At 68.5% G+C, this 22,685-nt stretch carries 19 protein-coding genes and 1 pseudogene; 14 read left to right on the top strand and 6 right to left on the bottom strand.

Going from position 1 to position 22,685, the window contains the following annotated elements; genetic code table 11:
- Window positions 1–96 precede the first annotated feature (96 nt).
- The 8 genes from pyrE to FQS62_RS01620 all read left to right on the top strand — a co-directional run bounded on the left by pyrE (window position 97) and on the right by FQS62_RS01620 (window position 9,617).
- A complete protein-coding gene (gene pyrE / locus FQS62_RS01655) occupies window positions 97–756 on the top strand; it encodes an orotate phosphoribosyltransferase (protein WP_032972564.1) in 660 nt (219 codons plus the stop codon).
- A gap of 19 nt (window positions 757–775) precedes the next feature.
- Complete coding sequence (locus FQS62_RS01650) at window positions 776–1,438, top strand: hypothetical protein (protein ID WP_057499908.1); 663 nt, start codon at window positions 776–778, stop codon at window positions 1,436–1,438.
- Window positions 1,439–1,681: 243 nt separating this feature from the next.
- The gene (locus FQS62_RS01645) at window positions 1,682–1,774 is read left to right on the top strand and encodes a potassium-transporting ATPase subunit F (RefSeq protein ID WP_005407770.1); all 93 of its coding nucleotides are present in this window, start codon (window positions 1,682–1,684) and stop codon (window positions 1,772–1,774) included.
- A 12-nt stretch (window positions 1,775–1,786) separates the two neighbouring features.
- Complete coding sequence (gene kdpA / locus FQS62_RS01640; RefSeq protein WP_049448680.1) at window positions 1,787–3,496, top strand: potassium-transporting ATPase subunit KdpA; 1,710 nt, start codon at window positions 1,787–1,789, stop codon at window positions 3,494–3,496.
- Between the two features lie 10 nt (window positions 3,497–3,506).
- Window positions 3,507–5,564 (top strand): potassium-transporting ATPase subunit KdpB, encoded by a 2,058-nt coding sequence (gene kdpB, locus FQS62_RS01635; protein ID WP_049448682.1) that lies wholly within the window; start codon window positions 3,507–3,509, stop codon window positions 5,562–5,564.
- Window positions 5,561–6,211: a potassium-transporting ATPase subunit KdpC gene (kdpC, locus tag FQS62_RS01630; protein ID WP_208042950.1), complete on the top strand. Its 651-nt coding sequence runs from the start codon at window positions 5,561–5,563 to the stop codon at window positions 6,209–6,211. The genes kdpB and kdpC overlap by 4 nt, the downstream gene beginning before the upstream one ends.
- Before the next feature lie 51 nt (window positions 6,212–6,262).
- Entirely contained in the window at window positions 6,263–8,923 is a 2,661-nt protein-coding gene (locus FQS62_RS01625) for an ATP-binding protein (protein ID WP_208042951.1), read from the top strand.
- Window positions 8,904–9,617 carry a response regulator transcription factor gene (locus tag FQS62_RS01620; protein WP_208042952.1) on the top strand — a complete coding sequence of 238 codons (714 nt, stop codon included), beginning with the start codon at window positions 8,904–8,906 and terminating at the stop codon, window positions 9,615–9,617. Before FQS62_RS01625 ends, FQS62_RS01620 begins: the two co-directional genes overlap by 20 nt.
- Before the next feature lie 210 nt (window positions 9,618–9,827).
- On the opposite strand, the gene FQS62_RS01615 is transcribed toward FQS62_RS01620, so the two are convergent.
- From FQS62_RS01615 to coaBC, 3 genes are read right to left on the bottom strand one after another with little or no spacing between them, the layout of a single operon-like run.
- Window positions 9,828–12,173: a phosphomannomutase/phosphoglucomutase gene (locus FQS62_RS01615; RefSeq protein WP_208042953.1), complete on the bottom strand. Its 2,346-nt coding sequence runs from the start codon at window positions 12,171–12,173 to the stop codon at window positions 9,828–9,830.
- Window positions 12,174–12,185: 12 nt separating this feature from the next.
- Window positions 12,186–12,659: a dUTP diphosphatase gene (gene dut, locus FQS62_RS01610; RefSeq protein ID WP_057499902.1), complete on the bottom strand. Its 474-nt coding sequence runs from the start codon at window positions 12,657–12,659 to the stop codon at window positions 12,186–12,188.
- Window positions 12,656–13,918 (bottom strand): bifunctional phosphopantothenoylcysteine decarboxylase/phosphopantothenate--cysteine ligase CoaBC, encoded by a 1,263-nt coding sequence (gene coaBC, locus FQS62_RS01605; protein ID WP_049435215.1) that lies wholly within the window; start codon window positions 13,916–13,918, stop codon window positions 12,656–12,658. Before coaBC ends, dut begins: the two co-directional genes overlap by 4 nt.
- A gap of 228 nt (window positions 13,919–14,146) precedes the next feature.
- Here coaBC and FQS62_RS01600 point away from each other — a divergent pair, with 228 nt between their 5' ends.
- The 4 genes and pseudogenes from FQS62_RS01600 (at window position 14,147) to FQS62_RS01585 (ending at window position 18,271) form a co-directional block, all read left to right on the top strand.
- On the top strand, window positions 14,147–14,773 hold the full coding sequence (locus tag FQS62_RS01600; RefSeq protein WP_049448694.1) for a response regulator: 627 nt from the start codon (window positions 14,147–14,149) through the stop codon (window positions 14,771–14,773).
- 70 nt (window positions 14,774–14,843) lie between these two features.
- On the top strand, window positions 14,844–15,548 hold the full coding sequence (radC, locus tag FQS62_RS01595; protein ID WP_049448728.1) for a RadC family protein: 705 nt from the start codon (window positions 14,844–14,846) through the stop codon (window positions 15,546–15,548).
- Between the two features lie 114 nt (window positions 15,549–15,662).
- Complete coding sequence (gene argS, locus FQS62_RS01590) at window positions 15,663–17,351, top strand: arginine--tRNA ligase (protein ID WP_012478915.1); 1,689 nt, start codon at window positions 15,663–15,665, stop codon at window positions 17,349–17,351.
- A 21-nt stretch (window positions 17,352–17,372) separates the two neighbouring features.
- Window positions 17,373–18,271 (top strand): annotated as a pseudogene (locus FQS62_RS01585) (SPOR domain-containing protein).
- A gap of 91 nt (window positions 18,272–18,362) precedes the next feature.
- On the opposite strand, the gene FQS62_RS01580 reads toward FQS62_RS01585, so the two are convergent.
- A complete protein-coding gene (locus FQS62_RS01580; RefSeq protein ID WP_208042954.1) occupies window positions 18,363–19,115 on the bottom strand; it encodes an SDR family NAD(P)-dependent oxidoreductase in 753 nt (250 codons plus the stop codon).
- Between the two features lie 115 nt (window positions 19,116–19,230).
- Between FQS62_RS01580 and FQS62_RS01575 the strand changes: the two genes are divergently transcribed.
- Window positions 19,231–19,698, top strand: coding sequence for a YehS family protein (locus FQS62_RS01575; RefSeq protein WP_005411992.1), 468 nt, complete (start codon window positions 19,231–19,233; stop codon window positions 19,696–19,698).
- Here the strand turns inward: FQS62_RS01575 and FQS62_RS01570 are convergent.
- Window positions 19,667–20,554, bottom strand: a complete 888-nt coding sequence (locus FQS62_RS01570; protein WP_049398095.1) for a LysR family transcriptional regulator — start codon at window positions 20,552–20,554, stop codon at window positions 19,667–19,669. The genes FQS62_RS01575 and FQS62_RS01570 overlap by 32 nt on opposite strands.
- A 145-nt stretch (window positions 20,555–20,699) precedes the next feature.
- Here FQS62_RS01570 and FQS62_RS01565 point away from each other — a divergent pair, with 145 nt between their 5' ends.
- The gene (locus FQS62_RS01565; RefSeq protein WP_243747269.1) at window positions 20,700–21,848 is read left to right on the top strand and encodes an MFS transporter; all 1,149 of its coding nucleotides are present in this window, start codon (window positions 20,700–20,702) and stop codon (window positions 21,846–21,848) included.
- Here FQS62_RS01565 and FQS62_RS01560 read toward each other — a convergent pair.
- Complete coding sequence (locus FQS62_RS01560) at window positions 21,845–22,543, bottom strand: TorF family putative porin (RefSeq protein WP_208042955.1); 699 nt, start codon at window positions 22,541–22,543, stop codon at window positions 21,845–21,847. The genes FQS62_RS01565 and FQS62_RS01560 overlap by 4 nt on opposite strands.
- Between the last annotated feature and the right edge of the window lie 142 nt (window positions 22,544–22,685).

The following is a 22,685-nucleotide window of genomic DNA, read 5'->3' as shown; positions in this document are numbered from 1 at the left end:
GGCACCGCCCGGGCACCCTTCACAAGGCGCTGGACGAGCGCGAAACGCCCAGCTGGATTAGGATTTGTGCTCCAAATGAAGATGAATCGAGTTTTGATGAGCGACCACCGTCACCGTTTCCTGCAGCTGGCCCTGACCGCCGATGCCCTCCGCTTCGGCCAGTTCACCCTCAAGTCCGGCCGGCTGAGCCCCTATTTCTTCAACGCCGGTCGCTTCGACTCCGGCTCCCTGCTGTCGCAGCTGGGCGCGTGCTATTCCGACGCCATCGACGCCACCGGGATCAAGTACGACGTGGTGTTCGGCCCGGCCTACAAGGGCATTCCGCTGGCCACCGCGATGGCCTGCGAGCTGGCCCAGCGTGGCCGCGACCTGCCGCTGTCGTTCAACCGCAAGGAAGCCAAGGCCCATGGCGAAGGCGGCCAGCTGATCGGCGCCGACATGAATGGCAAGCGCGTGCTGATCGTCGATGACGTGATCACCGCCGGCACTGCGATCCGCGAAGCGCTGGGCATCATCCGCGACGCCGGTGGCATCCCGGCCGGCATCGTGGTCGCGCTGGACCGCCAGGAGATCGCCTCGGACACCGACCATCGCTCCGCCGCACAGGCCGTGGCCGAGGAAGCCGGCATTCCGGTGATCGCCGTGGCGACGCTGGCCGATCTGCTTGATTTCGCCTCCGGCAACCCGGAACTTGTGGGTTACCGGCAGCCGCTGGAAGCCTACCGGGCCCAGTACGGCGTCCGTTCGATCCGCTGACCGACCCAGGGGAAAGGTCATGTCCCGAGTTCCTGCTGTGCTCTTTGCCGGCCTGCTGCTGGCCGTACCGTTCACCGTGCCGGCGCAGCCGCGGGGCGGCGACAAGACGGAAAAGAAGCTGTACTGCTGGAACGAGGGCAAGGAGCGGATCTGCAGTGATTCGCTGCCGGCCGATGCGGTCAACCATGCCCGCGAGGAATTCAACGCGAAGAGTGGCCTGCGCAATGCGCAGGTCCAGCGCGCGTTGACCGACGAAGAGCGCGCCGCCGCCAGCACGGTGGCCGCGCAGCAGCAACTGGATCTGATGGCCGAGCAGACCCGCCAGCGCACCGAGCAGGCGATGCTGACCACCTATGGCAGCGAGGACGACCTGCGCCGGGTGTTCGCCGAGCGCCAGGAAGTGCTGGACAACAACCTGAAGACGGCCGAGTACAACGTCACCAGCCTGCGTGAGTCGCTGGTGGCTCTATTGTCGGCGGCCGGTGACCGCGAACTGGCCGGTGCCAAGGTGGCCGACAAGCAAGCCGAGGCGATCCGCCAGCGGCACGTGCAGCTGCAGTCGCAGCAGCGCCTGCAGGCCGGGTTCCTGCAGCAGCAGCAGGCGCTGAAGGCGGAAATTGAAAGCACCCTGCAGCGCTATCGCGAGCTGAAGGGGCTGGTGCCGGCGAGCCAGGCCCCGTGATTCCCGGGTAGAGTCGAGCTTGCTCGACTGTTCCTGCCCGAGAATCAGTCGAGCAAGCTCGACTCTACGGAAAGCATCACCCGGCATGGCGGGGGATACAGAAGGCGGCGCCTGGTTACGGGTTGGCCCACGGAATTTATGCACTCTTTACGCGTCGGCCCGGTCCGGCGCGTAGTGCGTTTATGGGGGGCAGGACGACGATGACGGCCTGAGGTGGAGGGGTTCCACCAGGACGCTATTGCAATGTCCCCCTGGCTGTCGTTGTTGTGTGGCGTGCTGGTGCTGGTCGCCGCCGCCTATCTTCTTTATGTCGTGCTGCGGCCCGAGTCGTTCTGAGCGGAGCCGGCCATGACTGAGATGCTTGTGATTATTGCCGCCAGCCTGCTGCTGGCGTGGCCGCTGGGCCTGTACCTGGCCCGCGTGATGCGTGGCACGCCGATGAAGGTCGACGTGCTGTTCCACTGGATCGAGAAGCCGCTGTACAGGGTGTTCGGTGTCGATCCATCGCGCTCGATGTCCTGGCGCGGCTACGTGCTGGCCTTCGTACTGAGCAACGTGGTGGTCGCGGTACTGACCCAGGCGGTGTTCATGACCCAGGCCTGGCTGCCGCTGAATCCGGATCAGATCCCGAACATGCGCTGGGACACCGCGCTGCACACGATGATCTCGTTCCTGACCAACACCAACCAGCAGCACTATTCGGGCCAGGCGCAGCTGTCCTACCTCTCGCAGATGACCGGCATCACCGGCCTGCAGGTGGTGACGCCGATGATGGGCCTGGCGCTGGCGGTGGCGACGCTGCGCGCGTTGTTCTCGCGTGCGCCGCAGACTGCGGCGGCCACCGGCAGCGGCGATGACCGCCAGGTGGCGGTGGGCAACTACTACGTGGACGTGGTGCGCCTGTGCGTGCGCTTCCTGCTGCCGCTGTGCCTGGTGTGGACGCTGGTGCTGACCAGCCAGGGCGTGCCATCGACGATGGCCGGTGGCCCACAGGCCACACCGATCGATGCCAGTGCCGGCATGGCCGCACAGAAGCTGCCGTTGGGCCCGGTAGCGGCGATGGTCGCGGCCAAGCAGCTGGGCGCCAACGGTGGCGGCTGGTACGGCCCGAACAGCAGCTTCCCGCTGGAAAACCCGACCCCGGTATCGAACATGCTGGAAGTGGTCGGCATCCTGCTGGTGCCGATGGCGGTGATCTTCATGATCGGTGCGTTCACTGGCCGGCGTCGCTTCGGCGCCCTGGTGTTCAGCTGCATGCTGGGCATGTCGCTGCTGTCCACCGGCGCGATGATGTGGAGCGAAGGGCATAGCGCCAGCGCCGCCACCCCGCTGCTGATGGAAGGCAAGGAAGTGCGCTTCGGTGCCGACGGCACTGCGCTGTGGGCGGCGGTGACCACCCAGGTCTCCAACGGTTCGGTCAACGGCATGCACGACTCGCTGGCACCGCTGAGTGGCGGCATCGCGATGGTCAACATGCTGGTCAGCGCGATCTGGGGCGGCATCGGTTGTGGCCTGCAGCAGTTCATCGTGTACCTGCTGCTGGGTGTGTTCCTGGCCGGGTTGATGACCGGACGTACGCCGGAACTGTTCGGCCGCAAGCTGGAGACGCCACAGGTGCGCCTGCTGGCCCTGCTGGTGCTGCTGCAGCCGATCACCCTGCTGGTGTTCACCGCGATCACCCTGGCCGTACCCGGCCTGGCGGGCACCTCCAACCCCGGTTTCCATGGCATCAGCCAGGTGTTCTACGAGTACGTCTCGGCCTACGCCAACAACGGCTCGGGCTTCGAAGGGCTGGGTGACGCCACGCTGTGGTGGAACCTGAGCTGCTCGCTGGTGCTGCTGCTGGGCCGCTTCCCGCTGCTGATCATCCCGCTGGTGGTGGCCGCACAGCTGGCCGCCAAGCGCCAGGCGCCGGAGTCTGCCGGCAGCCTGCAGATCGAAACCCCGACCTTCGCCCTGACCCTGGTCTCGGTGATCGTCATCCTGACCGTGCTGCAGTTCATGCCGGCGCTGGTACTCGGCCCGATCGCCGACCACCTGAGCCTGGGACTGCACTAAGGACACCCCGATGAGTACCCACGCAAGTTCAACCCGTAGTTCCCCTGCAGCGCGCCCTGCCCTGCTCGATGCCGCCGGCCTGCGCCGTGCGCTGGTCGAGGCGGTGCTGAAGCTGTCCCCGATGCACCTGGTGCGCAGCCCGGTGATGGCGGTGGTGATGGCCGGCACGATCGTCGCCGCCATCGTCACCCTGACCGGCAATGCGCCGCTGGGCTTCGGCCTGGCGGTGACCGCGATCCTGCTGGTGACCGTGTTGTTCGGCAACTTCGCCGAAGCGGTGGCCGAGGCGCGTGGCCGTGGCCAGGCCGCGTCGCTGCGCCGTGCCCGCCAGGATCTGGTGGCACGCCGGCTGGCTGCGCCGCAACCGGGCGCGGCCGAAGCCCAGGTACCGGCCGCCGAACTGCGCCCGGGGGACCATGTGATCGTCAGTGCCGGTGAGCTGGTACCGGCCGATGGCGAGATCGTGCAGGGCCTGGCCACCATCAACGAAGCGGCAGTGACCGGCGAATCGGCACCGGTGCTGCGCGAGGCCGGTACCGACCGCTCCGGCGTGATCGGCGGCACCAAGGTGCTGTCCGACCAGATCATCGTGCGGGTGACCGCCGAGCCGGGCCACAGCTTCCTGGACCGGATGATCGCGCTGGTGGAAGGTGCCAACCGCCAGAAGACGCCGAACGAGATCGCGCTGACCCTGCTGCTGGCAGCGATGACGCTGACCTTCCTGGTGGTGGTGGCAACGCTGCCGGCGATCGGTGCCTCGGTGGGCGTCAAGGTCGACCCGCTGTTGCTGATCGCGCTGCTGGTGTGCCTGATCCCGACCACCATCGGCGGGCTGCTGCCGGCGATCGGCATCGCGGGCATGAACCGTGCGCTGGCCGCCAATGTGCTGGCCAAGTCGGGCAAGGCGGTGGAAGTGGCCGGCGACGTCGACGTGCTGCTGCTGGACAAGACCGGCACCATCACCTACGGCGACCGCCAGGCCAGCCATTTCCACCCGCTGGCCGGCATCGACGCCAGCCAGCTGCGCGAAGCAGCCCTGCTCTCTTCGCTGGCCGACCCGACCCCGGAAGGCAAGTCGATCGTGCGCCTGGCGCGCGAACAGGGTTGTGCCACCGCCGAACCGGACCATGCCGAGTACCTGGCCTTCAGTGCGCAGACCCGCATGTCGGGCGTGGATCTGGAACATGGGCGGCAGATCCGCAAGGGTGCCGCCGATGCGATCCGTGCCCATGTACAGTCGCTGGGCGGCAATGTGCCGGCTGAACTGACCGGTCGCGTCGAGCAGGTCGCACGCAACGGTGCCACCCCGCTGGTGGTGGCCGAGGGCCGCCACGTGCTGGGCGTGATCGAGCTGTCGGACGTGGTCAAGCACGGCATGCGCGAGAAGTTCGCGCAGCTGCGGGCGATGGGCATCCGCACGGTGATGATCACCGGCGACAATCCGCTGACCGCCGCCGCCATCGCCGCCGAAGCCGGTGTCGACGACTACATCGCCGAGGCCCGCCCGGAAGACAAGCTGGCGCGCATCCGCCAGGAGCAGGCCGGTGGCCGTCTGGTGGCGATGGTCGGCGACGGCACCAACGACGCCCCGGCGCTGGCGCAGGCCGACATCGGCCTGGCGATGAACTCCGGCACGCAGGCGGCGAAGGAAGCCGGCAACATGGTCGACCTCGATTCGGACCCGGCCAAGCTGCTGGCAGTGGTGGAAGTGGGCAAGCAGCAGCTGATCACGCGCGGTGCGCTGACTACCTTCTCGCTGGCCAACGACGTCTCCAAGTACTTCGCGATCCTGCCGGCGCTGTTTGCCGCTGCCGTTCCCACCATGGCCGCATTGAACGTGATGCAGCTGTCGAGCCCGCGCAACGCGGTGCTGGCGGCACTGATCTTCAATGCCCTGGTGATTCCCGCCCTGATTCCGCTCGCCCTGCGTGGCGTGCGCTTCCGCCCGGCCACCGCAACGGCGCTGCTGCGCCGGAACATGCTGGTGTACGGCCTCGGCGGCGTGCTGCTGCCGTTCGCAGCGATCAAGGCAATCGACCTCCTTCTTGTCCTGGTATTCGGCGCATGAACCGTTCTGCTTCCACCTCCACCTCCCTGGCCCGCGAACCGAAGGCCGAGGCCCGCGTGGCCAGCCTGCAGGATGGCGCCAGCTGGCGCCCGGCGATCGGCCTGGGCCTGGCCACCCTGCTGCTGGCCGGTGCGGTCTACGCCGGTATCGCCACCGGTTTCGCCGGCCTGGCCTACCCGACCCAGGCTGAGGGCAGCCTGCTGCGCGATGGCAACGGCCAGGTGCGCGGCTCGGCCTGGCTGTCGCAGCCGTTCACCGGTGACGGCTACTTCCAGGCACGTCCGTCGGCCGCCAACTACGACCCGATGGCGGCGGCCGGTTCCAACATGGCGCGCAGCAACCCCGCGCTGGCCGAGCGCGTCGCTGCCAGCACCGCTGCGGTGGCTGCGCGCGAGGGCGTTGCGCCGGCGCAGGTGCCGGCGGATCTGGTCACCCAGTCTGGTGGTGGCCTGGATCCGCAGCTGTCGCCGGCCGCCGCGCAGCTGCAGGTGGCACGCGTGGCGCGTGCCCGTGGCTTGCCGGTGGAACGCGTGCAGGCGCTGGTGCAGGCGCATACCGAAGGCCGCCAGTGGGGCCTGTTCGGCCAGCCGCGGGTGAACGTGGTGACGCTGAACTTCGCGCTGGATCACGCGGCGAAGGCGCCGTGATGCCGGCCTGCACCGGCTGCGCGCACAATGGCGGCCATGACAGCGGCACCCATGACTGATGCGCGTACCCGCCAGGCCGATGCCCTGGTCGAAGGCCTGCAACGCGAGGCCGGCGGCAAGCTGACCGTGTTCCTCGGCGCGGCGCCGGGCGTGGGCAAGACCTATACCATGCTGACCCGCGCGCAGGAACAGCTGCGCCGCGGCGTCGACCTGGTGGTCGGGTTGGTGGAAACCCATGGCCGTGCCGATACCCAGGCGCTGCTGGAGGGGCTGCCACAGCTACCCCTGAAGGCAGTGGCCTACCACGGCCACACCCTGCAGGAGATGGACCTGGATGCCGTGCTCGCGCGGCATCCAGCGCTGGTGCTGGTGGACGAACTGGCCCATCGCAATGCACCCGGCAGCCGCCACGAGCGGCGCTGGCAGGATGTGATGGAGCTGCTGGACGCCGGCATCGATGTCTGGACCACGGTCAACATCCAGCATCTGGAAAGCCTCAATGACGTGGTGATGCGCATCACCGGTGTGCGGGTCAGCGAGACCGTGCCGGACGGTGTGCTCGACCGCCTGCACGACATCGTGCTGGTCGACCTGCCGCCGCGCGAACTGATCGCGCGCCTGCAGCAGGGCAAGGTCTATGTGCCGGAGCAGGCCGCGCAGGCACTTCAGGCGTTCTTCTCGCCGGCCAACCTGACCGCGCTGCGCGAACTGGCCATGCAGGAAGCGGCAGACCGCGTCGACAGCAGCCTGCGCGAAGCACGCGCCGCGCGTGGCGAGAGCAACCTGCCGCTGCGTCGCGGCGTGCTGGTGGCCATTGATGGCGGCGGTCAGAGTGAATACCTGGTGCGCGTGGCGCGGCGCATCGCCGAGCGCCGCGACGCACCGTGGACGGTAGTGACCGTGCAGGGCCGTCGCCAGGACGAGGCAACCCGGCGCGAGATCGATGCTGCCTTCGCGCTGGCACGGCGGCTGGGCGGCGACGCCGAACTGCTGCACGGATCGAGCATCGCCGATGCCCTGCTCGACCATGCCGCACACAACGGCGTATCGACCCTGGTGCTGGGCCGCACCCGCGAGCGTCCGCTGGCGCGGATGTTCAACCGGACCCTGACCCAGCAGCTGATCCAGCGCGGCGCGCACTACGAGATCACCATCATCAGCACCCCGCAGGCGCGAGCACGCTCGCGCCGCGAGGGTCTGCTGCCACCCATGCGCGGCATCAGCTACGAGCCGGCGCAGGCGCTGATCGCCACCGCACTGGCCTGTGCGGTGGCCTGGCTGGCCGAACGCTGGGTGGGCATGGCCGACCTGTCCATGGTGTTCATCGTGGCGGTGGTGCTGGTGGCCGCACGTACGCGCGCCAGCGTGGCGGTGATGGCGGCGATCCTGTGCTTCCTCGCCTACAACTTCCTGTTCATCGCGCCGCGCTTCACCTTCGCCATCGGCGCGCGCCAGGGCGTGATCACCGTGTTCCTGTTCCTGGCCGCCGCGCTGGTGGCCGGACGCCTGGCCTCGCGCCTGCGCATGCAGGTGATCGCGCTGCGTGCGGCCAACCGCCATGCGCGCGCGCGCCAGCAGCTGGGACGCCAGCTGGCCAGTGCCGCCGGCAACGGCGAAGTGGCGCAGGCGGGTCGGCATGCACTGGAACAGGCCATGGACGTGCCGGCGTGGCTGCGGATCGGCGCCGATACCGCCACCGGTGGCCGCAGCCAACCGGGCGATACCGACCTGGCCGCCGCCGACTGGGCACTGCGCCACGGCCAGCCCAGCGGCCGCTTCACCGACACCCTCGCCGGCGCGCAATGGTGGTTCCTGCCGCTGCTGGATGGCGAGGATCGTGCGGTCGGCGTGGCCGGCCTGTACCTGCCCGGCGCACAGGCGCGCCTGCTGCCCGAACAACGGCAGCTGGCAGAGGCGATGGTGGATGACATCGCGCAGGCCGCGCTGCGCACCCGGCTGGTGGCCGAACTGGAACAGGCCCACGTCAGCAACGAGACCGAGCGATTGCGCTCGGCCCTGCTCTCTTCGGTATCGCACGACTTGCGCTCGCCGCTGGCGGCGATGATCGGTTCGGCCGACAGCCTGGCCAGCTACGGTGCGGCGATGGATACAGCCGATCGCCGTGCCCTGCTGGACACCATCCTGGTGGAAGGCGAACGGCTGGACCGCTACATCCAGAACCTGCTGGACATGACCCGCCTCGGCCACGAAGGATTGAAGATCAACCGCGACTGGATCGGCGTGGACGAACTGATCGGCTCGGCGGCGCGGCGCCTGCAGCGCTACCAGCCCAAGGTACGGCTGGAGCTGGATATTCCGGCCACGCTGGCGCCGATCTGGGTGCATCCGGCACTGGTCGAACAGGCGGTGTTCAACGTGATGGAGAACGCGGCCAAGTTCTCGCCGCCCGATGCTGCCGTACAGGTACAGGCGCGTGAACTGGACGGCCAGCTGCGCATCGACGTGATCGATGCCGGCCCCGGCATTCCCGATGACGAGCGCGCACGCATCTTCGACATGTTCTACAGCGTTGAACGCGGCGACCGCGGCCGCCACGGCACCGGCCTGGGCCTGACCATCTGCCAGGGCATGATCGGCGCACATGGCGGCAGCGTGCAGGCGCTGCCCGGACGCGACGGTCGCGGTACCCTGATCCGCATCACCCTGCCCCTGCTCAAGCCAGCCTCCCACGATGAGCCCGACCCCGATTGACGCCAGCGTGCCGCCCGCACGCGTGCTGGTGATCGATGATGAAACCCAGATCCGCCGGTTCCTGGATATCAGCCTGCGCGCGCAGGGCTACCAGGTTCGGCAGGCCGCCACCGGCCAGGAAGGCCTGCAGCTGGCGGCCAGTGAAGACATGGACCTGGTGATCCTGGACATCGGCCTGCCGGACATGGAAGGCCATGAGGTGCTGGAGCAGCTGCGGCAGTGGAGCCAGGTGCCGGTGATCATGCTGACCGTGCGTGCGGGTGAAGCCGAGAAGGTGCGCGCACTGGATACAGGTGCGAACGACTACGTGACCAAGCCGTTCGGCACGCAGGAGCTGATGGCACGGGTACGGGCGCTGCTGCGCACCCGCAGCGTGCCCAGTGATGGCACGCCACCGGTGTTCGACGATGGCCACCTGCATGTGGACCTGGTGCGCCGTGAAGTGGCGCTGGACGGCGAGCCGGTGGCGTTGACCCGCAAGGAATACGCGTTGCTGTCGCTGCTGCTGCGCAACGCGGGGCGCGTGGTGACCCAGCCGCAGATCCTGCAGGAAATCTGGGGCCCGACCCACCAGCACGACACCCACTACCTGCGCATTCTGGTCGGCAAGCTGCGGCACAAGCTGGGCGATTCAGCGCTGGATTCGCGCTACCTGTTCACCGAACCGGGCGTGGGGTTGCGGTTCAAGGGGTGAAAGTGTGCCGACCAACGGTCGGCACCCACCAGACAAACGAATTCGGAAGAACATCCACGCATGGCGTGGATCTACCGTGTCGACCAAGGTCGACACCTACCAACAGCTCCAGGACATTGTCAGGGGTGGGGCGGTGTCCCACGGATAGCCGGCCTTTGACGTTGACGTTGACGTTGCTTCGGCGGGTGCCGGGCGCAGCCCGGCCCGACCTCAGAACCCCAGCGGGGTGTCGCCCAGCACCGGCTGCAACTGGCTGCGGAACAACGCCTGGATGCGTTCCAGTGCCGCCTCGTCGTTGCCCTCGAAGCGCAGCACCAGCACCGGCGTGGTATTGGAAGCACGCACCAGGCCCCAGCCATCGGGGAAATCCACGCGCAAGCCGTCGATGGTCGACAGGCGGCCGCCCACATACGGGTTGTCCGGCGACTGCGCCGCCGCCACCAGCATCGCCACCAGCGCATGCGGCGTGCCTTCGGCCACCGGCACCTTCAGTTCCGGCGTGGCCACCATCTCCGGCAGCTCTGCCAGGACCTCATCCGGGGTTTCCTCGCGCTGGGCCAGGATCTCCAGCAGGCGCGCCGCCGCATACAGGCCATCGTCGAAACCGAACCAGCGCTCCTTGAAGAAGAAGTGGCCGCTCATCTCGCCGGCCAGCTCGGCATCGGTCTCGCGCATCTTCGCCTTCATCAGCGAGTGCCCGGTCTTCCACATCAACGGGCTGCCACCATTGCGCAACACGTGGTCGGACAGCTTGCCGGTGCACTTCACGTCGTAGATCACCATCGCGCCCGGATTGCGCATCAGCACGTCGGCGGCGAACAGCATCAGCAGGCGGTCGGCATAGATGATCTTGCCTTCACCGGTGACCACGCCCAGCCGGTCACCGTCGCCATCAAAGGCTACGCCGAGGTCGGCACCGAAGCGCTTGACCGTCGCTACCAGATCTTCCAGGTTGGCCGGCTCGCTGGGGTCCGGATGATGGTTGGGGAAGGTACCGTCGACATCGCAGTACAAGGGAATGACTTCGGCGCCGATCGCTTCCAGCAGCTGCGGTGCGAGCGCACCGGCGACGCCGTTGCCGGCATCGGCCACCACCTTCAGCGGGCGGTCCAGCTGCACGTCGTCGGCGATGCGCTGGATGTAATCGGCACTGACATCGCGCTGCTGGTAATCGCCCGGCTCGGCGGCCTGCACCAGGCGGCCCTCGACAATGCGCTGGTAGAGATCGGTGATGGCATCGCCGGACAGCGTCTCGCCGCCGATCACCACCTTGAAGCCGTTGTACTCGGGCGGGTTATGACTGCCGGTGACCGCCACGCAGGTGCCGGTACGCAGGTGGAAGCCGGCGTAGTACACCACTGGGGTCGGCGCCAGGCCGATGTCGATCACCGCGCAACCGGCACGCCGCAGGCCCTCGGCCAGGCCTGCGGCCAGCTCCGGGCCGGACAGGCGGCCATCGCGACCGATCACCACCTCGCGCAGGCCCTGCTCCAACGCTGCGGTGCCGATGGCCTGGCCGATCAGCGCCGCCGTCTTCGGCGTCAGTTGGCTGCCGACCACGCCGCGGATGTCGTAGGCGCGGAAGATGCCTGCCGCCAGTTCCTCGGCCGGAACCGGCGGCGGAGGCGGCGGTGCGCTTTCAGTTGCGCTGGCCTCGGCCACCGGCGGCGGCGCCATCTGCAGGCTCTCGCTCAGGGTCGGGCCATGATCCGCTTCCGTCACGGCCGCACGGCGCGGCAGCGGCAACGTCTTCGGCAGGCGACCGCGACCGACCACCAGCAGCACGGCGATGAACGCCAGCAGCAGCGCGACGATGGCGCTGGCCAACGAACCCAGGCCCAGCGGACCGGGTTCGACATTGGGTACCGCGGCCACCAGCCGCAGCGGTGTACCGGTGACCGGCCGTGCCAGTGCCTCGGCGCTTTCCGCCAGGCCGGAATCGCCCTGGGCGACGAGGTCGTGCGCGCCCTGGCGCAATCCGAGGAAACCCGCCGAGGGCGCGCTCACCTGATCCAGCGGTGAGGTCAGCCGCAACAACGGCTGGCGCACATACAGCACCGCCGGGCCAAGACTGCCCAGTTGGACCGGCGCTGCCAGGCCCAGGCGATTGCCACCGCCATCGCGGACCACGCGCAGGCTGGGCTTGCCTTCGGCCAATGCCGCTTCCAGCAGCGCCAATCGGGCATAGCCGAACGTGGCCGGGTCGGCGTAGGCGTTGGCCAAATCGGCGGTCAGCACGTCAGCCTGCTCCACGCCGGTCCAGCTCTCGCGCACGGCCAGCGCCGCTGCCGCGGCATCACCGGCCTGCAGCGCCTGCTGCACGCGTTCGTTCTTCAGCTGCTGCTGCAGCTGCTTCAGCTGGCCGGCGGCCGCCTCCTGCAGGCCCTGCACGGCCTGGTCACGTGCTTCTTCCAGCGCCTGGCCGTTGGCCTCCTGGCGCCATTGCTGCACCGCGCTCCATCCGAACCAGCCAGCCAGCAGGACCAGCAGCACCCCCAATAGTGGCGCGCTGCGTCCCAACGACCGTCCCCGCTGTCCTTCCCCGATGCCGCTCATCGATGTCCCCCGTCAACGCACCCCGGTATGGCCGAATCCACCCGTTCCCCGCACGCTGTCGGTGAAAGTATCCACCACCTGCAGGCTGACGCGGGCAATCGGCACCACCACCAGCTGCGCGATGCGATCGCCCGGCTCGATGGTGAAGGCCTCGCGACCACGGTTCCAGACGCTGATCAGCAGCGGGCCCTGGTAGTCGGCGTCGATCAGACCGGTGCCGTTGCCGAGCACGATGCCATGGCGATGGCCCAGCCCCGAGCGCGGCAGGATCACCGCGCACAGGTTCGGATCGGCGATGTGGATGGCCAGGCCGCTGGGCACCAGCGCAGTGTCGCCCGGCTGCAGGGTCAGCGCGGTATCCAGCGCGGCGCGCAGGTCCATGCCGGCGCTGGCTTCGGTGGCGTAGGCCGGCAGAGGCCAGCTGTCGCCGAAGCGCGGATCGAGCAGCTTGACCTGCAGCGGTTGGGAAGTGGAAGCCTGGGTCATGCCTGGAGTCTCCGCGCGATCAGCGCCAGCAGTTGTTCGGCCAGCTCGCGCTTGGAGGTGGCCGGGAATACCTGTTCACCATCCTGCCAGAAGGCAGTGGCGGCATTGTTGTCGCTCTCGAAACCGCCGCCGCTGATGCCGACCTGGTTGGCGATCACCAGGTCCAGGCGCTTGTCGACCAGCTTGCCACGCGCATATTTCTCCACGTCGTGGGTTTCGGCGGCAAAGCCGACCACCAGCTTCAGCGACTGCGTCTGCGCGGCAACTTCGGCAAGGATGTCCGGCGTGCGCACCAGCTCGATCACCAGCGACTGGCTCTCGGCGGTCTTCTTCAGCTTCTGCGGAGCCACCTGGCGCGGCGTGTAGTCGGACACCGCGGCGGCGCCGATATAGATGTCGGCCGGCAGCGACTTCAGCACGGCATCGCGCATCTGCGCGGCCGAGCGCACGTCGACCCGCTGCACGCCGGGTGGCGTCGGCAGCTGTACCGGGCCGCTGACCAGCACCACCTGGGCGCCCATCGTCGCGGCAGCCGCGGCCAGGGCGAAGCCCATCTTGCCGCTGCTGCGGTTGCCAACGTAGCGCACCGGATCGATATCTTCATAGGTCGGACCGGCGCTGATCAGCAGGCGCAGGCCCTGCAGCGCGCGGATTTCCGGCGCGGCAACGGTCGCGGCGCTGCTGCCATTGGCGGCCAGCGCGGCCACGATGTCGCCGGGCTCGGCCAGACGACCCGGACCGGACTCACCTTCGGCCAGCGGACCGTCGACCGGACCGATCACCTGCGCGCCGCGCTGGCGCAGCAGGGCGATGTTGGCCTGGGTGGCCGGATGCAGCCACATGCGGTGGTTCATCGCCGGGCAGATCGTCAACGGCGCAGTGCTGGCCAGGCACAGGGTGCTGACCAGGTCATCGGCATGGCCCTGGGCCAGCCGTGCCAGCAGATCGGCGGTGCCTGGGGCGACCACGATGCGGTCGGCCCAGCGGGCCAGCTCGATGTGGCCCATGGCCTGTTCGGCGGCGCTGTCCCACAACGTGGTGCGGGTCGGCTGCCCGGACAGGGCCTGGAAGCTGAGCGGAGTGACGAACTGCTGGGCACCGGCGGTCATCGCCACCTGCACCTGGGCACCGGCGTCGCGCAGGCGCCGCACCAGCTCCAAAGCCTTGTAGGCCGCGATCCCGCCTCCGACGCACAACAGCAGTTTCTGACCTTCCAGCGCGCGGGCCGGCGCGGGAGAAGCATTGGGGGAGTCAGCCACCTGGAATTCCTGTGCAAACGAGGGCGGTAGCTTACCCGATGGTCGGTAATGTCCCGGTACACGGCATACATAGCGGGCGGCTATCAGCAGATGGAGTCCGCCCGTATTGACCTGGCAGACGCCGGGCATCGGTTTCGGACCTTTCCTATACCGTTACGACCCCGCCCTTTTGCAGAATCAGGCGTTGGCCGCCGCTCACCGTGGCCTGTTCGATCCTCAAGGAGCCGCGTGCATCCACGCATCATCATCGCCGACGACCATCCCGTGGTCCTGCATGGCATCCGTATCGTGCTGCAGACCCATCTGATGGACATCGTCGGCAGTGCACGTGACGGTGCCCAGCTGCTGGAGCTGGTGGACCACCACGACTGCGATGCAGTGCTGACCGACCTGTCGATGCCGGGTGCCGGCCCGGATGGTCCAGAGCTGATCGACGCGCTGCGCATGCGCCGCCCTGGCCTGCCGGTGGTGGTGCTGACCGGCGCCCGACATCCCGGCCTGCTGGACGGACTGCTGCGGGAGGGCATCAGCGGCCTGGTCGACAAGTGTGCCGATTTCGCCGAACTGCCCCAGGCGCTGAACGCCGCGCTGGCCGGGCAGGTATTCGTCTCCCAGCAGCTGCGCCACCACCTGCAGGCGCGCGACCTGCTGTTTCCGCGCGAACCGGCGCCGCTGTCGGCACGTGAACAGGAAGTGCTGGAGCTGCTGGCGGCCGGTCTCAACGTGAACGAAGTCGCCGAGCGCTGTGGGCGCAGCCCGAAGACCATCAGCCGGCAGAAGGCCGAAGCCAAGCGCAAGCTGGGCCTGCAGAACAACCAGGAACTGTTCGACTACCTGCAGACCCGGCGCGACTGAGGCATCGACCGACCCGGGCCTGCGGCAAGCCCTGATGGGAGACGCCGCCTGGGCTGGCGATGATGCAGGCATGCCCATCCACGACTGGCCCGAACAGGAACGCCCCCGCGAGAAGTTGATCGCGCGCGGGCCCACGTCACTTTCCGACGCCGAACTGCTGGCCCTGTTTCTCGGCTCCGGGTTCGGCGGCCGCGATGCCGTGCAGACCGCGCGCGACCTGCTGCAGGCGCATGGCCCGTTGCGGGTGCTGCTCGATCGGCCCGCGCGGGAGCTGGCCCGCCTGCCCGGGCTGGGCCCGGCGCGCAGCTGTACGCTGGCTGCCGGGCTGGAACTGGCCCACCGTTACCTGGCCGCCGAGCTGGAACACGGCGAAGCGGTCGGCAACAACCCGGCCGCGGTCGGCCGCTATCTGCAGCACCGCCTGCGGGGGCAGGCCCGGGAGATCTTCATGGCCCTGTTCCTGGACAACCGCCACCGCCTGATCGCCTGCGAGGAGCTGTTCCACGGCACCATCAACGCCGCACCGGTCTACCCCCGCGAAGTGGTCCGGCGCGCCCTGCTGCACAACGCGGCGGCGGTGATCCTCAGCCACAACCACCCTTCCGGCGACCCGGAACCCTCCAGCGCCGATACCCGCATCACCGACGAACTGCAGCAGGCGCTGGCAATGGTGGACGTGCGCCTGCTGGACCACTTCGTGGTCGGCGAGGGCCGTCCCGTTTCATTTGCTGAACGGGGCCTGCTATCCCCGCCCCAGCCACGCCTGTTCGGCTGAGCGCGGCCCCTTCGGGCGCTATCGGCCGCCCCCACAGGCATGTTCTGGTCAGCGTGGGCGCGGGCATCTGCGCTAAAATGGGCGATTCCGCCGCTCATTCTCACAGCAGGCCTCGTGAAAAATCTCCTCCGCGCCCTGATCAGCCAAGGCATCGAAGCCTTGCGCGCCAATGGCACCCTGCCCGCCGACTCCCTGCCGCCGGACTTCGTGGTCGAGCGCCCGAAGACCCGCGACCACGGCGACTTCGCCACCAACGCCGCGATGCTGCTGGCCAAGGCCGCGCGCAGCAATCCGCGCGCACTGGCACAGGCATTGGTCGAGGCGCTGCCGCGCAGCGAGGACGTCAGCAAGGTCGAGATCGCCGGCCCCGGCTTCATCAACTTCCACCTGGCCCCGGCCGCGTACCAGCGCGAAGCCGCCTCGGTCATCAAGGAAGCCCACGACTACGGCCGCAACCTGTCCGGCAACGGCCGCACGGTGGGCGTGGAGTACGTGTCGGCCAACCCGACCGGTCCGCTGCATGTCGGCCATGGCCGCGCGGCGGCGATCGGCGACTGCGTGGCGCGCGTGCTCGATGCCAACGGCTGGAACGCCAAGCGTGAGTTCTACTACAACGACGCCGGCGTACAGATCGAAAACCTGGCGCTGTCCACCCAGGCGCGGATCAAGGGCATCGCGCCGGACCAGGACGGCTGGCCGGAAGGTGGCTACCGCGGTGAATACATCGCCGACGTCGCCCGCGCCTACATGGCCGGCGCCAGCGTCGACCTGGAAGGCAGCACCGTGGTCGGCGCCAAGGACCCGGACGACATGCAGGCAATCCGCCGCTTCGCCGTGGCCTACCTGCGCAACGAGCAGAATCTGGACCTGGCCGCGTTCGGCGTCGACTTCGACATCTATTTCCTGGAAAGCTCGCTGTACGCCGACGGCAAGGTAGCCGAAGCGGTGGCCAAGCTGCAGGCCTCGGGCCATACCTATGAAGAAGGTGGCGCGCTGTGGCTGCGCAGCACCGACTTCGGTGACGACAAGGACCGCGTGATGCGCAAGTCCGACGGCACCTTCACCTACTTCGTGCCGGACGTGGCCTACCACCTGTCCAAGTGGCAGCGCGGCTACGAGCGCGCGATCACCGAACTGGGTGCCGACCACCATGGCTCGCTGGCACGCGTGCGCGCCGGCCTGCAGGCGATGGAAGTGGGCATCCCGCAGGGCTGGCCGGAATACGTGCTGCACCAGATGGTCACCGTCATGCGTGGCGGCGAGGAAGTGAAGCTGTCCAAGCGTGCCGGCAGCTACTTCACCCTGCGCGACCTGATCGAGGAAGCCGGCCGCGATGCCACCCGCTGGTTCCTGATCGCGCGCAAGCCCGATTCGCAGCTGACCTTCGACATCGACCTGGCCCGCCAGCAGAGCAACGACAACCCGGTGTTCTACGTACAGTACGCCCATGCCCGCGTCTGCAGCCTGCTGCGCCAGGCGCAGGAGAAGGGCCTGGTGTACGAACAGGGCAACGGCCTGGCCAACCTTGGCCGCTTGGCTGACGACGCTTCGCTGCTGCTGATGAACGAGATCTCGCGGTACCCGGAAGTGGTGGAGGCGGCCGGCGTGGCGCTGGAACCGCACCTGGTGGCGCAGTACCTGCGTGAATTGGCGCACGCCTTCCACACGTGGTATCACGGGACGCCGGTGCTGGTGGAAGACGCCGCCGATCGCAACGCCAAGCTGACCCTGGCCTGCGCCGCGCGGCAGGTGCTGGCCAACGGCCTCGAACTCCTGGGCGTCAGCGCCCCGGAAAAAATGTAAGCATCAGGAGACGCAGTACCCATGGCAGCACGACGCGGCAAAAACCAGGCACGACGCAACAGCAGCAGCCAGGGCACACCCGGATGGGTGTGGCTGGTCGCTGGCGTGGCGATTGCGGCCGTGGTGTTCCTGGCGGCGCCGAACCTGTTCAAGGGCGAAGGCGATGGCTTCCTTCGCGCCGGTCCGCAGCCGAACCCGAACGCGCAGCCGGCCCCGGTCGCGGATGCCGACAGCGATGTGGGCACCCAGCCGGCCGCGCAGCCGGCCACGCCGAAGCCGGCCGAACCGGAAAAGCCGGCCGCCACCCAGTACGACTTCTACACCCTGCTGCCGGGCAAGGAAGTTGAAATGTCCGACGCCGAACTGGCCGCCAGCGCGCGTGCCGAAGACCAGCGCCGGGGCCAAGGCCGAAAGCGCAGCGCGCGCAGGCGGCACTGGAAGGCAAGCCGGTTCCGCCGGTTGCGGCCACCGCACCGCCGGCCACGGCCAGCGTCGCCAGCACTGCGCCGGTGACCGCTACCAGCCGTCCGCTGCCGGCACCGCTGAGTGAACGCCCGGCTGCGGCAACGCCGCCGGCCAGCACGCCGACGGCGTCGACCAGCGCCGCCGCCACTCCGGCAGCGCGTGCGGAAACCCCGCCGACCACGGCCGGTACGCCGGCCGCTGCTGCACCGGCTGCCGCCGACAACGCCCGCTACATCCTGCAGGCGGGTGCGTTCGGCGCCTCCGGCGATGCCGAAGCGACCAAGGCCAAGCTGGCGATGATGGGCCTGGCAGCACGCGTGGAATCGGCGCAGATCAACGGCAAGACCGTGTACCGCGTGCGCATGGGGCCGTATGGCAGTGCCGGCGAGTTGTCCGAAGCCAAGCAGAAGCTGGATGGCACCGGCCTGCAGGCGATGGCGATCAAGGCGCAGTAAGTCTGCCGCTGCGAATGAAAAAGCCGGGCATTGCCCGGCTTTTTTTTTTGTTTCTGTGGAGTCGGGCATGGCTCGACTCTACAAACGGCTGTCAGCTTTCGCGTGCCACCTGGAAACCGGCGAAGGACTGGCTAACCGGCATCAGTTCCAGGCGATTGATGTTCAGGTGCGGCGGCAGGCTGGCCACCCAGAAGATCTGTTCGGCGATGTCTTCGGCGGTCATCGGGTTGGCGCCGGTATAGAGCTTGTCCGATGCCGCCTGGTCGCCATGGGTACGCACCACGGTGAACTCGGTTTCGGCCATGCCCGGCTCGATCGTGGTCACGCGCACGCCGGTGCCGTGCAGGTCCGAACGCAGGCCCAGCGAGAACTGGCTGACGAAGGCCTTGGTACCACCGTAGGCGTTGCCGCCCGGGTACGGGTAGACGCCGGCCACCGACGAAATGTTGATGATCGCGCCCTTGCGCTCCACCAGCTGCGGCAGCAGGCGATGGGTCAGGGTCACCAGCGCGGTGATGTTGGTGTCGATCATCGTGGTCCAGTCCGACAGCTTGGCGCTCTGTGCCGGCGCGGTGCCCTGTGCCAGACCGGCGTTGTTGACCAGCAGATCGATCTCGCCGAAGGCAGGCGGCAGTGCCAGCAGCGCGGCTTCCATCGCGACCGGATCGCGGATGTCGAAGGCGGCCGCATGCACCACGTCCTTGCCGTAGCGCTCGACCAGCGGCTGCAGGCGTTCACTGCGGCGGCCGGTGGCGATCACCTTCCAGCCCGCCTGGGCGAAGCGGTGGACAGCGGCGGCGCCGAAGCCGGACGTGGCGCCGGTAATCAGGACAGTGCGGGTCATCAGGCAACTCCAGGGGGAAAACCAGACCCCCATTCTGGCACCGTCGGCCGGGGGTTGCGTTGCCTGATCGGCCAGATCCGGCCCCGCCTGCCGGGGTGACCGGTACAATTGGGCCATGATCAACAACGATGTCCTGCGCAGCGTGCGCTACTCCCTGGACCTGGGCGACCACCACGTGGTGACCCTGTGCCAGATGGCCGACCCGGCCTTCGCCGTGGATCCCGAACAGGTGAAGGCCTGGCTGCGCCGCGAGGACGAAGCCGGTTTCGAGGCGATGAGCGACAGTGCGCTGGCGCACTTCCTCGACGGCCTGATCGTGCACCTGCGCGGTCGCGACGAGAGCCAGCCGCAGCGCGCGGTGGAAACCCGCATCGACAACAACCTGGTGCTGAAGAAGCTGCGCGTCGCCTTCCAGCTGCGCGACGTCGATCTGATGGAGATCTTCGCCAGCGCCGGTTTCAACGTCTCCAAGTCGGAAGTGGGCGCCTTGTTCCGCCAGCCCGGGCACACCAATTACCGGCGCTGCCTGGACCAGATGCTGCGCAATTTCCTCAAGGGCCTGAGCCTGCGCCTGCGCGGCTGAGCACAGCTTCGACAAACGCCCGCGCCGCCGGTGTCGGCAGTCGCTGCCAGACCAGGTGCACGCGGCGGGTCGGGGTCGGTTGCAGCGGAATCTGTACCACCCCCTGGAACCCGTCGGCGATCAACGCTGGCACGATGCCAACCGCCAGCCCATGACGGACGAAGCGCTCGATCAGTTCCATCAGATTGACCTCGAAGCGCACCGTATGCGGCAGGCCAGCGGCGGCGAAGGCATCGTCGGTCTGCCGCCGCGCACCGGTGCCGCGCGGAAAGTCGACCAGCGCCTCGTCCTGCAATTCGGTCAACGGCAGCCGCTTGCGCCGGGCCAAGCGGTGCGACGGCGCCAGCACCGCCACCAGGTCTTCTTCCTGCAGCATCTGGTGGCAGACCCCGTCCAGCCCCGCCGACGGCGCCAATCCGACCAGTGCCACGTCCAGCTCTCGCGACTGCACCTGCGCGATCAGGTCCTCGCTCTTGTCGACCCGCAGCTGGAACTCCACCTGCGGGTGCGCCTGCTGGAAGGCCGCCAGCATCGCCACCACATCGATGTCGGTCAGCGAGGAGATCTGCCCGATCGCCAGCAGGCCACGCACCTCGCCAGTGACGGCGGCCACGTCGGCGCGCAGGTGGCGCAGGCTGGCCAGCACCTGGCGTGCATGCACCAGCAGCGCCTCGCCGGCGGCGGTGGCCCGCACCTGGCGCGGCAGGCGCTCGAACAGCGTTGTGCCCAGTTCCTGCTCAAGATGGGCGATCTGGTGACTGAGCGCGGACTGCACCACGTGGCAGCGCTCGGCGGCACGGGTGAAGTTGCCCTCCTCGGCCAGGGCGACGGCGAACTCGAGCTGCTTGAGATTCACGCAACCATCTCATTTCCAGATGACAGGGATGATGATGATTCATTTCCATCATGACTGCAGCAGGCGGACACTGTGCTCCCCCCGCTTCCTGGAACACCGCGTGAGTCCGTCCCTTCCCCCTCTGCACCGCTGGCAGGTGCTGCTGATGTCGGTGGCTACCGGCGTGGCCGTGGCCAGCAACTACTATGCGCAGCCGCTGCTGCACACCATCGCCGACGCCTTCGGTGTGCCGTTCGGCCAGGTCGGCATGGTGGTCACCGCCGCACAGCTGAGCTATGCCGCCGGACTGATCCTGCTGGTGCCGCTGGGAGACCTGTTCGAACGCCGCCGCCTGATCGTGGTGATGAGCCTGCTGTCCGCCGGCGGGCTGGTGATCAGTGCCTGTGCGCCGTCGCTGGCCTGGTTGCTGGTGGGTACCGCGATCACCGGCCTGTTCTCGGTGGTGGCACAGGTGCTGGTGCCGTTCGCGGCCACGCTGGCCGCACCGGAACATCGTGGCCGCGTGGTCGGCACGTTGATGAGTGGCTTGCTGCTGGGCATCCTGCTGGCGCGCACCGTGGCCGGACTGCTTTCCAGCCTGGGCGACTGGCGCCTGGTGTATGCGATCGCCGCCGGCACCCTGGTGCTGACCGCGCTGGCGCTGCAGCGCGGCCTGCCGCGATTCCACCACAGCGCCGGCCTCGGCTATTTCGCATTGCTGCGCTCGATCGGCGTGCTGTTCGTGCAGGAGCCGGTGCTGCGCCAGCGCACCCTGCTGGGCGCCTGCAGCTTCGCCATGTTCGCGATCTTCTGGACCCCGCTCGCGTTCCTGCTGGCGCAGCCACCTTACGCCTACAGCGACGCCACCATCGGCCTGTTCGGGCTGGTCGGTGCCGCCGGCACGCTGGCTGCGGGCCTGGCCGGGCGCATGTCCGACCGTGGCCAGACCGGACGCGCCACCGCCATCGCACTGGTGCTGTTGCTGCTGTCATGGCTGCCGCTGGGACTGTCGGCACACTCGCTGCTGGCACTGCTGGCCGGTGTGGTGGTGCTGGACCTGGCCGCGCAGCTGCTGCATGTCAGCAACCAGAACCTGATCTACGCACTGCAACCGGCGGCGCGCAACCGGCTCAACGCCGGCTACATGACCGGCTACTTCATCGGCGGTTCGCTGGGCTCGCTGCTGTCGGCGCAGGTCTACCAGCGCTTCGGCTGGACCGGGGTCTGCGTGGCCGGTGCTGCAGTGGCCGTGCTGGCCCTGCTGCTGTGGCTGCCCGGCGCGCTGCGCGCGCGCCAGGCGGTGTCGCCGAACTAGAAGCTGCCCTGCAGCGCCAGTTCCCACCGTCCACCGGCATTGCCCGGGAACAGTCGCTTGGCTGCGTTGTCGGTGTCATGCACGGTGGCGCGCAGCTCCCATGCCGGAGTCAGCGTGGCAATGGCACTGATCTGGCCATGCAGGTAATCCGGGCCCTGCGCGGTGGCCAGCCAGTACTGGCCCACCGCCGCTTCCAGGCGGAAACGTTCATGCAGCGGTACACGCACGCCCAGCTGGGCATAGGTGCCGCGATGGCCGCCCGCCAGCGCGTCGTTGGAATGGGCGACCTGCAACCAGGCGCGCTGCTTCCAGGTCACGCTGGTATTGAGTTCGGTCCAGTCCAGCGCGCGGCCAGTGCCCGGGTACACGTAGCGGGTCAGGTTGGCATCCAGCGTCCAGTCCGGGGCCAGCGCACCGGACCAGCCCGCCACCAGGTCGAACTCGCTGCGCGCGCCGTTGTCCGGCTTGAACGAAACGTTGGAACCCCACACGCTGGCGTACCAGCCCGATGGGATCGAGACCTTCGCGCCGGCCTGCACCGCCGGGCCGCCGTCGCTCTGCGAGCTGCCGCGCCACACGTAGTCGCTGGTCAGTGCGGCACTGCCGCTGACCTGCACCTGTGCTTGGGCGCTGCCGATGCCGAGCAGCCCTGCCAGGGCGGCCACCATCGCCGCCATCATCCCCTTGCTGTTCACTGCACTGTGTTCCTCGTCGAAGGCGGTCACGCCGCCGGGAACGCAGTGTCGAGGCGGTGGCCGTAACGGATCGAGGGTGCTGCCGGGCCCATGGCGCAAATTCGGCGTAAATCCCGTGGACCGGGGGCCGCGTGCCAGCGGC

Origin of the sequence: Stenotrophomonas sp. SBJS02 (genome assembly GCF_020428325.2) — a bacterium.
GTDB classification, from domain to species: domain Bacteria; phylum Pseudomonadota; class Gammaproteobacteria; order Xanthomonadales; family Xanthomonadaceae; genus Stenotrophomonas; species Stenotrophomonas africana.
This window is presented reverse-complemented; position numbering and strand designations above follow the sequence as displayed.

Bases quoted from the DNA above. Each gene is read 5' to 3' on its own strand.
- FQS62_RS01615 (WP_208042953.1), bottom strand. From the start codon at position 12,173: ATGAGCGGCATCGGGGAAGGACAGCGGGGACGGTCGTTGGGACGCAGC.
- FQS62_RS01625 (WP_208042951.1), top strand. From the start codon at position 6,263: ATGACTGATGCGCGTACCCGCCAGGCCGATGCCCTGGTCGAAGGCCTG.
- kdpC (WP_208042950.1), top strand. From the start codon at position 5,561: ATGAACCGTTCTGCTTCCACCTCCACCTCCCTGGCCCGCGAACCGAAG.
- FQS62_RS01580 (WP_208042954.1), bottom strand. From the start codon at position 19,115: ATGACCCGCACTGTCCTGATTACCGGCGCCACGTCCGGCTTCGGCGCC.
- radC (WP_049448728.1), top strand. From the start codon at position 14,844: ATGCCCATCCACGACTGGCCCGAACAGGAACGCCCCCGCGAGAAGTTG.
- FQS62_RS01645 (WP_005407770.1), top strand. From the start codon at position 1,682: ATGTCCCCCTGGCTGTCGTTGTTGTGTGGCGTGCTGGTGCTGGTCGCC.
- dut (WP_057499902.1), bottom strand. From the start codon at position 12,659: ATGACCCAGGCTTCCACTTCCCAACCGCTGCAGGTCAAGCTGCTCGAT.
- kdpB (WP_049448682.1), top strand. From the start codon at position 3,507: ATGAGTACCCACGCAAGTTCAACCCGTAGTTCCCCTGCAGCGCGCCCT.
- FQS62_RS01620 (WP_208042952.1), top strand. From the start codon at position 8,904: ATGAGCCCGACCCCGATTGACGCCAGCGTGCCGCCCGCACGCGTGCTG.
- pyrE (WP_032972564.1), top strand. From the start codon at position 97: ATGAGCGACCACCGTCACCGTTTCCTGCAGCTGGCCCTGACCGCCGAT.
- FQS62_RS01575 (WP_005411992.1), top strand. From the start codon at position 19,231: ATGATCAACAACGATGTCCTGCGCAGCGTGCGCTACTCCCTGGACCTG.
- kdpA (WP_049448680.1), top strand. From the start codon at position 1,787: ATGACTGAGATGCTTGTGATTATTGCCGCCAGCCTGCTGCTGGCGTGG.
- FQS62_RS01650 (WP_057499908.1), top strand. From the start codon at position 776: ATGTCCCGAGTTCCTGCTGTGCTCTTTGCCGGCCTGCTGCTGGCCGTA.
- FQS62_RS01565 (WP_243747269.1), top strand. From the start codon at position 20,700: ATGTCGGTGGCTACCGGCGTGGCCGTGGCCAGCAACTACTATGCGCAG.